At 56.5% G+C, this 12,756-nt stretch carries 12 protein-coding genes; 7 read left to right on the forward strand and 5 right to left on the reverse strand.

All coding sequences use genetic code 11. The features are described from left to right. Positions 1-5: 5 nt before the first annotated feature. Positions 6-884: a 4-hydroxy-tetrahydrodipicolinate synthase gene (gene dapA, locus IAE48_RS13195; RefSeq protein ID WP_023481177.1), complete on the reverse strand. Its 879-nt coding sequence runs from the start codon at positions 882-884 to the stop codon at positions 6-8. A gap of 145 nt (positions 885-1,029) precedes the next feature. Between dapA and IAE48_RS13200 the strand changes: the two genes are divergently transcribed. After that, positions 1,030-1,605 (forward strand): glycine cleavage system transcriptional repressor, encoded by a 576-nt coding sequence (locus tag IAE48_RS13200; RefSeq protein WP_054803516.1) that lies wholly within the window; start codon positions 1,030-1,032, stop codon positions 1,603-1,605. Next, on the forward strand, positions 1,602-2,072 hold the full coding sequence (gene bcp / locus IAE48_RS13205) for a thioredoxin-dependent thiol peroxidase (protein ID WP_023481155.1): 471 nt from the start codon (positions 1,602-1,604) through the stop codon (positions 2,070-2,072). Before IAE48_RS13200 ends, bcp begins: the two co-directional genes overlap by 4 nt. Before the next feature lie 65 nt (positions 2,073-2,137). Here bcp and IAE48_RS13210 read toward each other — a convergent pair whose 3' ends face one another. Further along, positions 2,138-3,214: an AI-2E family transporter gene (locus IAE48_RS13210; protein WP_023481206.1), complete on the reverse strand. Its 1,077-nt coding sequence runs from the start codon at positions 3,212-3,214 to the stop codon at positions 2,138-2,140. Between the two features lie 214 nt (positions 3,215-3,428). Between IAE48_RS13210 and bepA the strand changes: the two genes are divergently transcribed. After that, a complete protein-coding gene (gene bepA / locus IAE48_RS13215; protein WP_139568401.1) occupies positions 3,429-4,892 on the forward strand; it encodes a beta-barrel assembly-enhancing protease in 1,464 nt (487 codons plus the stop codon). A 12-nt stretch (positions 4,893-4,904) separates the two neighbouring features. Next, positions 4,905-5,270, forward strand: coding sequence for an arsenate reductase (glutaredoxin) (arsC, locus tag IAE48_RS13220; RefSeq protein WP_200134672.1), 366 nt, complete (start codon positions 4,905-4,907; stop codon positions 5,268-5,270). Between the two features lie 388 nt (positions 5,271-5,658). On the opposite strand, the gene IAE48_RS13225 is transcribed toward arsC, so the two are convergent. The 3 genes from IAE48_RS13225 to upp all read right to left on the reverse strand — a co-directional run bounded on the left by IAE48_RS13225 (position 5,659) and on the right by upp (position 8,486). Continuing rightward, positions 5,659-6,360, reverse strand: coding sequence for a DnaA inactivator Hda (locus tag IAE48_RS13225; RefSeq protein WP_034813832.1), 702 nt, complete (start codon positions 6,358-6,360; stop codon positions 5,659-5,661). Between the two features lie 99 nt (positions 6,361-6,459). After that, positions 6,460-7,749 (reverse strand): uracil permease, encoded by a 1,290-nt coding sequence (gene uraA / locus IAE48_RS13230; protein WP_076768803.1) that lies wholly within the window; start codon positions 7,747-7,749, stop codon positions 6,460-6,462. Positions 7,750-7,859: 110 nt separating this feature from the next. After that, a complete protein-coding gene (gene upp, locus IAE48_RS13235; RefSeq protein ID WP_023481179.1) occupies positions 7,860-8,486 on the reverse strand; it encodes a uracil phosphoribosyltransferase in 627 nt (208 codons plus the stop codon). A 234-nt stretch (positions 8,487-8,720) separates the two neighbouring features. On the opposite strand from upp, the gene purM reads away from it, so the two are divergent. From purM to ppk1, 3 genes are all read left to right on the forward strand, one after another. Further along, positions 8,721-9,758, forward strand: a complete 1,038-nt coding sequence (gene purM, locus IAE48_RS13240) for a phosphoribosylformylglycinamidine cyclo-ligase (RefSeq protein WP_042713694.1) — start codon at positions 8,721-8,723, stop codon at positions 9,756-9,758. Beyond that, on the forward strand, positions 9,755-10,396 hold the full coding sequence (gene purN / locus IAE48_RS13245; RefSeq protein WP_042713692.1) for a phosphoribosylglycinamide formyltransferase: 642 nt from the start codon (positions 9,755-9,757) through the stop codon (positions 10,394-10,396). The genes purM and purN overlap by 4 nt, the downstream gene beginning before the upstream one ends. Before the next feature lie 297 nt (positions 10,397-10,693). Further along, positions 10,694-12,754, forward strand: coding sequence for a polyphosphate kinase 1 (gene ppk1, locus IAE48_RS13250; RefSeq protein WP_042713690.1), 2,061 nt, complete (start codon positions 10,694-10,696; stop codon positions 12,752-12,754). Positions 12,755-12,756 lie beyond the last annotated feature (2 nt).

Below are 12,756 nucleotides of genomic sequence, written 5' to 3' on the forward strand. Positions count from 1 at the left end.
AAACTTTACAGCAGACCGGCATGCTTAAGCGCCGCACGAACCACCTCACGACCGTGGTCGGTAATCGGTGTCATCGGCAAACGCAGCGTATCGGTTGCCACAAGTCCCAACTCCTTACATGCCCATTTGACCGGGATCGGATTGGGTTCGACAAATAGTTTGTTGTGTAACGGCATCAGACGCTGGTTAATCGCGCGGGCATCGGCAAACTGCCCTTCAGCGGCCAGTTTGCACATCTCGGCCATTTCGCGCGCCGCCACGTTAGTGGTGACGGAAATTACACCGTGACCGCCGAGCTGCATGAAGTCCATCGCAGTGGCATCATCGCCGCTCAGCAGGATAAAGTCGTCTGAAACCAGCTCTTTGATCTGGTGAACGCGACTTAAGTTCCCGGTCGCTTCTTTAATACCGATAATATTTTTGACTTCCGCCAGACGGCCCACGGTTTCCGGCAGCATATCGCAGCCGGTGCGCGACGGCACATTATACAGAATCTGCGGCAGGTCAGTATGTTCGGCGATGGCTTTGAAGTGCTGGAACAGACCTTCCTGCGTCGGGCGGTTGTAATAGGGGGTAACGGTGAGGCAGCCAACGATGCCGCTGTTATTGAAACGCTGCGTCAGGCTGATGGCTTCGGCGGTGGCGTTTGCGCCCGTGCCGGCAATAACAGGAATGCGCCCGTCAGCCAGCTCAACCGTCAGTTCAACCACATCGGCATGCTCGTCGTGGCTAAGGGTTGCGGATTCGCCGGTAGTCCCTACCGAAACGATCGCCGAGGTTCCACTGGCGACATGATAATCAATCAGTTTCTTCAGGCTTGACCGGCAGACTTTACCTTGCGAATCCATCGGCGTAATAAGCGCAACAATACTTCCCGTGAACATGGGCCATCCTCTGTGCAAACAAGAGCCTCAATGGTACGTGCGGTGCCGTAAGAAAAGCAAGAGACCTGACGGTCTGTGGCGGTTGTATGCCGGTTTTTTTTATGCTTTCCTTATGATTACCTCATGTTTGACAGGAAGCTCAGGTTTGACAACCTCATCACAACACTTTTTGGTTATCACTGCGCTGGGGGCCGACCGGCCTGGCATTGTGAATACGATCACACGCCACGTCAGCAGCTACGGCTGTAATATCGAAGACAGCCGGCTGGCGATGCTGGGAGAAGAGTTCACGTTTATCATGCTGCTTTCAGGGTCGTGGAACGCCATCACCCTTATCGAATCGACCCTGCCGCTGAAAGGCGCCGAACTGGATCTGTTGATTGTGATGAAGCGCACCGAGGCTCGCCCGCGTCCTGATATGCCCGCCACCGTTTGGGTGCAGGTTGACGTACCGGATTCGCCCCATTTAATTGAACGCTTTACGGCGTTATTCGACGCTCACGAGATGAATATTGCCGAGCTGGTTTCCCGTACCCAGCCCGCCAGCGTCGATGGTGTTCCGCAACTCTTTATTCAGATTACCGCCCACAGCCCCGCCTCGCGGGATGCATCAAATATTGAGCAGGCGTTTCGGGCGCTCTGTACAGAATTGAATGCGCAAGGCAGTATAAACGTCGTCAACTATTCTCAGCATGATGAACAGGATGGAGTGAAGCAATGAATCCACTGAAAGCCGGTGATATCGCACCGAAATTTAGCTTGCCCGATCAGGACGGTGAACAAGTAAATTTAGCCGACTTCCAGGGACAGCGTGTTCTGGTCTATTTCTACCCGAAAGCCATGACACCGGGTTGTACCGTCCAGGCCTGCGGCCTGCGCGATAATATGGATGAGCTAAAAAAAGCAGGCGTAGAAGTTCTCGGTATCAGCACTGATAAACCGGAAAAACTCTCCCGCTTCGCCGAGAAAGAGCTGCTCAACTTTACCCTGCTGTCCGATGAAAGCCATGAAGTGTGCCAGCAGTTTGGCGTCTGGGGTGAGAAGACCTTTATGGGTAAAACCTACGACGGCATTCACCGCATCAGTTTTCTGATTGATGCCGCTGGCACCATCGAACATGTGTTTGATGATTTCAAAACCAGCAATCACCACGATATCGTCGTGAACTGGTTAAAAGAGAACGCCTAAACGTCCCCTCTTCTGCTGCGGGCAACCCGTCAGGGTCGCCCTCCTCTCTTGCTCTTCCTGCCGTCTTATCCGCTTATCACTTCATCTTCGCTGGCCAGCGAATCCGGCCACGCGTGGATCACCGCTTTGATCAACGTTGCCAGCGGAATGGCGAAGAAGACGCCCCAGAAGCCCCACAGGCCGCCGAAAATCACCACTGACAGAATGATCACCAGCGGATGCAGGTTGACCGCTTCCGAGAAGAGCACCGGCACCAGCAGGTTGCCATCCAGCCCCTGGATAATCAGGTAGACCGCAAAGCAGCTCCAGAACTCGGTGCCCAGCCCGAACTGAAACAGCGCGACGCCAACCACCGGAATGGTCACCACAAACGCGCCGATATAGGGAATCAACACCGAGAAGCCCACCAGCACCGCCAGCAGCAGCGAGTAGTTGAGGCCAAAGAGAATGAAGCCAATCCAGGTGGCAACGCCGACCACCACCATCTCCAGCACTTTGCCGCGAATATAGTTGGTGATCTGCTGATTCATCTCTTTCCACACCTGGCCTGCCAGCCCGCGATTGCGCGGCAGCACGCGGCGCACGGCGCTCAGCATCTGCTCTTTATCCTTCACCAGGAAGAAGACCATCAGCGGCACCAGCACCAGATAGACTGCAAGGGTAAGCAGCCCGACCAGCGAGGCGAGGGAGTATTTCACCACCGAGTCACCCATCGATAGCATGCGCGAGCGCATATTCTCAGCCATCGCATCGATGATGCCCGCATCCATCAGCGCGGGATAACGGCGCGGCAGGGTGGCAGCAAAACCGGAGAGCTTGTTTAACATGCCGGGCATATCACGGATCAGGTTGATCCCCTGCTGCCACGCAATCGGCATCACCACAAAAGCCATCACCAGCAGAATGCCGACGAACAGCACCAGCACGATGCTTGCCGCCCAACTGCGCGAGCAGCCAATGCGCTGCAGGCGGGCCGTTGGCCACTCCAGCAGATAGGCAATCACCAGCGCAACAAGCAGCGGCGCGAGCAGGCCGCTAAAGAAGAAAAGAATGGTAAAACCGGCAAGCAGAATAACCAGCAGGGCAATCGCTTCGGGATCGCTGAAGCGACGGCGATACCACTGCGTCAACATTTCGAGCATAACGTTCCTTATTTCGCCTCACTGGCGGACGTTCAGAACGGGAAGTTTATCGAAATGTCACAAAAAAGACTTCGCTTTTCGTTCCCTTTGCGGGAAACATATCATTGCCGTGAATAAGATTTTCAATGACCATTAACGCGGCTACACTCGCAGGGCGGGTAAGCCGAATGGAACCCGGTTATCGTTGTGTCACCTCCAACACAGGAAAGAGGTTATGTTCAGGCAGTTGAAACGAACGCTGGTCGCAACCCTTATCGCCGCCCTTACCGCAGGCCAGGCTGCGCCGGTTTTTGCAGACTCGGCAGATAGCCTGCCGGATATGGGCACCTCGGCTGGCAGCACGCTCTCCATCGGCCAGGAGATGCAGATGGGCGACTTCTATGTGCGCCAGCTGCGCGGCAGCGCGCCGTTGATTAACGATCCGCTGCTGGTGCAGTACATCAATTCCCTCGGTATGCGGCTGGTCGCGCATGCCTACTCAGTGAAAACCCCTTTCCACTTCTATCTGGTGAATAACGACGAAATTAACGCCTTCGCCTTCTTTGGCGGCAACGTGGTGCTGCACTCTGCCCTCTTCCGTTACACGGATAATGAGAGCCAGCTCGCCTCGGTGATGGCGCACGAAATTTCCCACGTTACCCAGCGCCACCTTGCGCGGGCGATGGAAGATCAGAAAAGCAGCGCGCCGCTCACCTGGGCAGGCGCGCTGGGGTCGATTCTGCTGGCGATGGCCAGCCCGCAGGCGGGGATGGCGGCGCTGACCGGTACACTGGCCGGCACGCGGCAGGGGATGATCAGCTTTACGCAGCAGAACGAGCAGGAGGCGGACCGCATCGGCATTCAGGTGCTGCAACGCGCTGGTTTTGATCCGCAGGCGATGCCGACCTTCCTCGAAAAATTGCTCGATCAGTCCCGCTACTCCAGCCGTCCGCCGGAAATTTTGCTGACGCACCCCCTGCCGGAGAGCCGCCTGTCGGACGCCCGCAACCGCGCCAACCAGATGCGCCCGGTGGTGGTGCAATCTTCTGAGTCGTTCTATATGGCAAAGGCCCGCACCCTGGGCATGTATAACTCCGGCCGTAACCAGCTGACCGACGATCTGCTCGATAGCTGGGCGAAAGGCAACGTGCGCGAGCAGCGCGCCGCGCAGTATGGCCGGGCGCTGAAAGCGATGGAGGCGAAAGATTTTGCCGGGGCGCAGAAACTGTTGCAGCCGCTACTGAGCGCGGATGCGAACAATGCCTGGTATCTCGATCTGGCGACGGATATCGATCTTGGCCTGAATAAAAGCGGCGAGGCGATTAAACGCCTGAATGGTGCCAGCGGGCTTAAGAACAGCCCGGTGCTGCAACTCAACCTGGCGAATGCTTACTTACAGGGCGGCCAGCCGGCGCAGGCGGCGCAGATCCTCAATCGCTACACCTTCACCAACAAAGACGATATCAACGGCTGGGATCTGCTGGCGCAAACGGAAGCGGCGCTCGGCAACCGCGATCAGGAGCTGGCGGCTCGCGCCGAAGGCCAGGCGCTGATCGGCAGGCTCGACCAGGCGATTACGCTGCTGAGCAGTGCCAGCGCGCAGGTGAAGCTTGGCAGCCTGCAACAGGCACGCTATGACGCGCGAATCGATCAGCTGCGCCAGATGCAGCAGCGCTTCCGCCCGTATGAAAAGATGTAATCAGGAGAGAAGATGTCAGACGCAGTAAAAATCTACCATAACCCCCGCTGCTCCAAGAGCCGCGAAACCCTCAGTCTGCTGCAAGCCAACGGTGTTGAACCGGAGGTGGTGCTCTATCTGGAGACACCGCCGGATGCGGCAACGATCAAACAGCTGTTGCAGTGGCTTGGTATGTCGAGCGCGCGGGAGTTGATGCGCACGAAAGAGGATCTCTATAAATCGCTCAATCTCGGCGACAGCGCGTTGTCCGAAGCGGCGCTGGTGCAGGCGATGGTGGAGAACCCGAAATTGATCGAGCGGCCCATCGTGGTCGCCAACGGTCAGGCGCGCATTGGCCGCCCGCCGGAAAGCGTAATGGAGATCGTCGGGAAAGTGTAATTGCCAGGCCGTAGGCCACATGCTTTTGTACGCCGGATAAGGCGGTACGCCGCCATCCGGCAGAGGAAGCCACAGTGCAGTGCCGGATGGCGCTCACGCTTATCCGGCCTACGCATCAGACCACAAGCCCTGGTAGGCCGGATAAGGCGGGCACGCCGCCATCCGGCAGAAAAAGCCACAGTGCAGTGCCGGATGGCGCTCACGCTTATCCGGCCTACGCAACAGACCGCAAGACCTTGTAGGCCGGATAAGGCGGCACGCCGCCATCCGGCAGAAGAAGCCATCGTGCAGTGCCGGATGGCGCTCACGCTTATCCGGCCTACGCAACAGACCACAAGCCCTTGTAGGCCGGATAAGGCGGTACGCCGCCATCCGGCAGAAGAAGCAACTACAGCTGCAGAATATCTTTCACAAACGGGATGGTGAGCTTGCGCTGGGCGGTGATCGAAGCGCGATCCAGCTGATCGAGGGTGTCGAACAGCGTGCGCATCTCGCGATCCAATCTTTTCAGCAGAAAACGGCCGACATCTTCCGGCAGCTCAAAGCCGCGAATGCGCGCGCGCAGTTGCAGCGCCTGCAGTTTGTCCTCATCGGAGAGCGGCTGCAGCTTGTAGATCTGCCCCCAGTCGAGACGCGAAGCCAGATCCGGCAAGCCGAGATTGAGCTGGCGCGGCGGCCTGTCACCGGTGATCAGCAGGCGGGTTTTGCCCTGCTCCAGAATGCGGTTGTAGAGGTTAAAGATCGCCATCTCCCACGGCTCATCGCCAGCGATGCATTCGATATTATCGATGCAGACCAGCGAGAGATGCTCCATCCCTTCCAGCACTTCCGGGACAAACCAGGTGCGTTTATCGAGCGGCACATAGCCCACGGCATCGCCGCGCTGGGAGAGTTCGGCGCAGGCGGCATGCAGCAGATGGCTGCGCCCGGCGCCTTCGCGTGACCAGAAATAGATATAACCGCTGTGCGCCTCGCGCAAAACGTTTTGTAACGCCGCCAGTAAGGAGGGGTTATCACCCGGCCAGAAACTCGCAAAGGTTTCATCATCGGGTAAAAATAATGGCAGGGAGAGCTGTGCCGGCGTGTTCAGAGGTACCTCAACAGGGCTTACAAAAAACGCAGTGAGTCTATCATAAAAATCGACGCCGTTTGAACCGGGCGCGAGGCCCGGTTCAATTCTGTGCGCTACTTACGGTTTCGCCTGCTCATTTTCTGGCGCATCCAGTATCACCTCTTCCGGACGCAGCACGCTAATCAGCTTGAAGATCAGGCTCAGGCCAACGCCGACAATGGTCGCCAGCGCCATCCCTTTCAGCTCTGCCGCGCCGATATGCACCTTCGCACCGCTAACGCCGATAATCAGGATCACCGAGGTGAGGATCAGGTTTTGCGCTTTGCTGTAGTCCACTTTCGACTCAATCAGCACGCGGATCCCCGAAGCCCCGATCACCCCGTAGAGCAGCAGCGACACGCCGCCCATTACCGGCACCGGAATGATCTGGATCGCCGCCGCCAGCTTGCCGACGCAGGAGAGCAGAATGGCGATAATCGCCGCGCCGCCAATTACCCAGGTGCTATAGACGCGGGTAATCGCCATCACGCCGATATTCTCACCGTAAGTGGTGTTGGGCGTCGAACCGAAGAAGCCGGAGATCATCGTCGACAGGCCATTGGCAAACATCGAACGGTGCAGGCCCGGGTCGCGGATCAGATCGCGTTTGACGATATTGGCCGTCACCACCAGATGCCCGACGTGCTCGGCAATTACCACCAGCGCCGCTGGCAGAATGGTGAAGATAGCGAACCACTCAAAGCGCGGAGTGTAAAAAGTTGGCAGCGCGAACCAGTGCGCCTGGGCGATAGGTGTGGTATCGACCACGCCCATGGCGAAAGAGAGCGCATAGCCCGCCAGCACGCCGATCAGAATCGGGATAATCGCCAGAAAACCGCGGAACAGCACCGAACCAAAGACCGTCACCGCCAGGGTCACCAGCGAAATGGTGATGGTTTTGCTGTCAGCGCTCTGTCCGTCTGCGGGCAGCAAGCCGGCCATATTCGCCGCCACGCCCGCTAACTCGAGGCCGATCACCGCCACAATGGCACCCATTGCCGCAGGCGGGAACATCACATCCAGCCAGCCGGTGCCCGCTTTTTTGACAATCAGCGCCACCAGGCAGAAGAGCACGCCGCACATAATGAAGCCGCCCAGCGCCACTTCATAACCCAGCGGCAACAGCAGCAACACCGGCGAAATAAAAGCAAAGCTGGAGCCGAGGTAAGCGGGGATTTTCCCTTTACAGATAAAGATATAGAGCAGCGTGCCGACACCGTTAAACAGCAGCACGGTGGCCGGGTTGATATGAAACAGGATTGGCACCAGCACGGTTGCGCCAAACATAGCGAACAAGTGCTGCAAACTAAGCGGGATCGTCTGCAAAAGCGGCGGTCTTTCACTCACCCCGATAGCACGGCGCGTCATAGTGTTTTCCTCTGAGTGTTGTTGTTAATCTCCCCGTCCGGTGCGGCGGGCAGTGTTCTGTTTCCCAAAAAAAAGCCGACTATCAAAGTCGGCTTTCATTGTGTTATCAGTTACTTCGTCCCAAAAATCTTATCGCCGGCATCGCCGAGCCCCGGGATGATGTACCCCTGCTCGTTAAGACCCTGGTCGATAGATGCGGTATAAAGTTCGACATCCGGGTGCGCTTTCTCAAGCGCGGCGACGCCTTCCGGTGCAGCTACCAGCACCAGCACTTTAATAGTAGTGCAGCCGGCGTTTTTCAGCAGATCGATGGTGGCGATCATTGAACCACCGGTCGCCAGCATCGGGTCAACTACCAGCGCCATACGCTCGTCGATGTTCGATACCAGTTTCTGGAAGTAAGGCACCGGCTCCAGCGTCTCTTCGTTGCGGTAGATACCGACAACGCTGATGCGCGCGCTTGGCACGTGCTCCAGCACGCCTTCCATCATCCCCAGACCGGCACGCAGGATCGGCACCACGGTAATTTTCTTACCCTTGATCTGGTCGATCTCTACCGGGCCGTTCCAGCCTTCGATAGTCACTTTCTCGGTTTCCAGATCCGCAGTAGCTTCATAAGTCAGCAGGCTGCCTACTTCTGAGGCGAGTTCACGAAAGCGTTTGGTGCTGATGTCGTTCTCTCGCATCAGGCCCAGCTTGTGTTTGACGAGTGGGTGTTTTACTTCCACGACCTTCATACTCTTCTCCTTCCGCTGACAGGTGGCAACCACAAAAAAAATCGCCGGATTATACCGCTTTTTTCCCGTTTCGCTACAGGCAGCCGCTTGATCGCGATCAATTCAGCTGGAGAAGAGTATAAAACAATAATCGACGGCGCCCTGCAACAATGGACTCGCAAACGTTTGCCTTGGCTGTTAGAATTGCGCCGAATTTTTATTGCTACCGCTAGAAAACGCGTGGGGACAGAAGCAGTGACCGATAAAACCTCTCTCAGCTATAAAGATGCCGGTGTTGATATTGACGCGGGCAATGCTCTGGTAGACCGAATCAAAGGCGTGGTGAAGAAGACCCGTCGCCCGGAAGTGATGGGCGGGCTGGGCGGCTTCGGCGCGCTGTGCGCGTTGCCGCAAAAATATCGTGAGCCAGTTCTGGTTTCCGGCACTGATGGCGTAGGCACCAAACTGCGTCTGGCGATGGATCTGAAACGTCACGACACTATCGGCATCGACCTTGTCGCGATGTGTGTTAACGATCTGGTGGTACAGGGCGCAGAGCCCCTCTTCTTCCTCGACTACTACGCCACCGGCAAACTGGATGTCGATACTGCTGCCAGCGTGATTAACGGTATCGCCGAAGGGTGTTTGCAGTCCGGCTGCGCGCTGGTCGGCGGTGAAACGGCAGAGATGCCGGGCATGTATCACGGCGACGATTATGATGTGGCTGGTTTCTGCGTCGGCGTAGTAGAAAAATCAGAGATTATCGACGGTAGCAAAGTCGCCGATGGCGATGTGCTGGTTGCCCTTGGCTCCAGCGGCCCGCACTCCAACGGCTACTCGCTGGTGCGCAAAGTCCTCGAAGTGAGCGGCACCGATCCGCTGACCACGCAGCTGGAAGGCAAATCACTGGCCGATCACCTGCTGGAGCCGACCCGCATTTACGTTAAATCCGTGCTGGAGCTGATCGAAAAGGTTGAGGTTCATGCGGTTGCGCACCTCACCGGCGGCGGTTTCTGGGAGAACATTCCGCGCGTACTGCCGGATAACACCCAGGCCGTGATCGACGAATCCTCCTGGCAGTGGCCGGCGGTGTTTGACTGGCTGCAGAGCGCCGGTAACGTCAGCCGTCACGAAATGTACCGCACCTTTAACTGCGGCGTTGGCATGGTGATCGCCCTGCCCGCGCAGGAAGTGGATAAAGCGATTGAGCTGATGAATGCCAAAGGTGAAAAGGCATGGAAAATCGGTATGATCAAAGCTTCTGATTCCAGCGAGCGTGTGGTCATTGAATGAAAAACATTGTGGTGCTGATTTCCGGCAACGGCAGTAATTTGCAGGCGATTATCGACGCCTGCAAACAGAAAAGAATCAACGGCACCCTGCGGGCAGTTTTCAGTAATAAGGCCGACGCGTTCGGCCTTCAGCGTGCGCGGGAAGCGAATATTCCCGCTCATGCGCTGAGCGCAGATCAGTTTGCCAACCGCGACGCGTTCGATCGTGAGCTGATGCAGGAGATTGACGCCTACGCGCCGGATGTTGTGGTGCTGGCGGGTTATATGCGCATCCTCAGCCCGGCGTTTGTTGCCCACTACGCCGGTCGCCTGCTCAATATCCACCCCTCCCTGTTACCGAAATACCCCGGTTTGCATACCCACCGCCAGGTGCTGGAAAACGGCGATGAGGAGCACGGCACCAGCGTGCACTTTGTCACTGATGAACTGGATGGCGGCCCGGTAATTTTGCAGGCGAAAGTGCCGGTGTTTGCGGGTGACAGCGAAGAGGATATTACTGCCCGCGTGCAGGCGCAGGAGCATGCGATCTATCCGCTGGTGGTGAGCTGGTTTGTCGAGGGCCGCCTGACCATGCAGGAGGGCGGTGCCTGGCTTGATGGCCTGCGTCTACCGCCTGAAGGGTATGCAGCAGACGAATAATTGCGCGTTTCCCCGGCTGCGGCTTTCGCAGCCTGGCTCTATTCTGTGCCGGAGAGGCGAAACCATCTCCGGCACCTCCCCCTTCCCTCACCACTCCGCACTATTTTTCATCACGTTAAGCAATAAAACTGATTACTGTCATACTTTTTTGCCACAGTTGGACATCTGCTAACAAAGCTCGCCATAATAAGTTGTCTTATACGAAGGAACGCCAGCAACGTTCACCTGCAAGTCGAAGCACCGCATGTGCGAGCGGGAGTGGCCGTGCTTCGAGAAAGAACCGGAGTGTAAACAGGAATGGGTCAGGAAAAGTTATATCTCGAAAAAGAACTAAGCTGGTTGTGCTTTAACGAACGCGTGCTTCAGGAAGCCGCGGACAAAAGTAACCCCCTTATCGAACGCATGCGTTTTCTGGGGATCTATTCCAATAACCTTGATGAGTTCTATAAGGTCCGTTTCGCCGAGCTTAAGCGGCGGCTGATCATCAGCGAAGAACAGGGCGTGGCGACCAATTCACGTCATCTGCTGGGCAAAATTCAGTCTCGCGTATTGAAAGCCGACCAGGAGTTCGACGGGCTCTATAACGACCTGCTGCTGGAGATGGCACGTAATCAGATCTTCCTGATTAACGAACGCCAGCTCTCGCAAAACCAGCAAAGCTGGCTGCGCAGCTACTTTAAACAGTACCTGCGCCAGCACATCACGCCGACGCTTATCACCCGCGAAACCAATCTGGTGCGCTTCCTGAAGGATGATTACACCTATCTGGCGGTAGAGATCATTCGCGGCGACGATATCCGCTACGCGCTGCTGGAAATTCCCTCAGACAAAGTGCCGCGCTTCGTCAACCTGCCGCCGGAGACGCCGCGCCGCCGCAAGCCAATGATTCTGCTGGATAACATTCTGCGCTACTGCCTGGATGATATCTTTAAAGGCTTCTTCGATTACGACTCGCTCAACGCCTACTCAATGAAAATGACCCGTGACGCCGAATATGACCTGGTGCACGAGATGGAGTCGAGCCTGATGGAGCTGATGTCCTCAAGCCTGAAACAGCGCCTGACCGCCGAGCCGGTGCGGTTTGTTTACCAGCGCGATATGCCGGATGCGATGGTTGAGATGCTGCGCGAGAAGCTGACCATCTCCCGCTACGACTCGATTATTCCCGGCGGGCGTTACCACAACTTTAAAGACTTTATTGGTTTCCCGAATGTCGGCAAAGCCAATCTGGTCAACAAACCGCTGCCGCGCCTGCGTCACGTCTGGTTTGATAAATTCCGCAACGGTTTCGACGCCATCCGCGAGCGCGATGTGCTGCTCTACTATCCCTACCACACCTTTGAGCATGTGCTGGAGATGCTGCGCCAGGCGTCGTTCGACCCGAACGTGCTGGCGATCAAAATCAACATCTACCGCGTGGCAAAAGATTCGCGCATCATCGACTCGATGATCCACGCCGCACACAACGGCAAAAAAGTGACCGTGGTGGTGGAGCTGCAGGCGCGTTTTGATGAAGAGGCCAATATTCACTGGGCCAAACGGCTGACGGAAGCGGGCGTGCAGGTGATCTTCTCCGCGCCAGGCTTAAAAATTCACGCCAAGCTGTTCCTCATCTCGCGTATGGAAGGCGAAGAGATCGTGCGCTATGCCCATATCGGCACCGGTAACTTCAACGAGAAAACCGCGCGCATCTACTCCGATTACTCGCTGCTGACCGCCGATGCGCGTATTACTAACGAAGTGCGCCGGGTGTTTAACTTTATTGAGAACCCCTATCGACCAGTGCAGTTTGACTATCTGCTGGTATCGCCGCAAAACTCGCGCCGCCTGCTTTATGACATGATCGACGCGGAAATCGCCAACGCGCAGAACGGTAACCCGTCCGGCATTACGCTGAAGCTAAATAACCTCGTCGATAAAGGGCTGGTGGACAGGCTCTATGCGGCGTCCTGCTCCGGTGTGCCGGTGAACTTGCTGGTGCGCGGCATGTGCTCGCTGATCCCCAATCTTGAAGGCATCAGCGACAATATTCGGGTGATCAGTATCGTTGACCGCTATCTTGAGCACGATCGCATCTATATTTTCGAACATGGTGGCGAAAAGCGCGTCTGGCTCTCCTCTGCCGACTGGATGACGCGTAATATTGATTACCGTATTGAAGTGGCCGCGCCCATTCTCGATCCGCGCCTGAAACAGCGGGTGCTGGATATTATGGAGCTGCAATTCAGTGATACGGTGAAAGCCCGTTATATCGACAAAGAACTGAGTAATCGCTATGTGCCGCGCGGGAATCGTCGTAAAGTACGCTCCCAACTAGCGATTTACGACTATATCAAATCCCTCGAACAGTCCGAATAATC

The sequence above is a fragment of the Kosakonia sp. S57 genome (genome assembly GCF_016516575.1).
Classification (GTDB): domain Bacteria; phylum Pseudomonadota; class Gammaproteobacteria; order Enterobacterales; family Enterobacteriaceae; genus Kosakonia; species Kosakonia cowanii.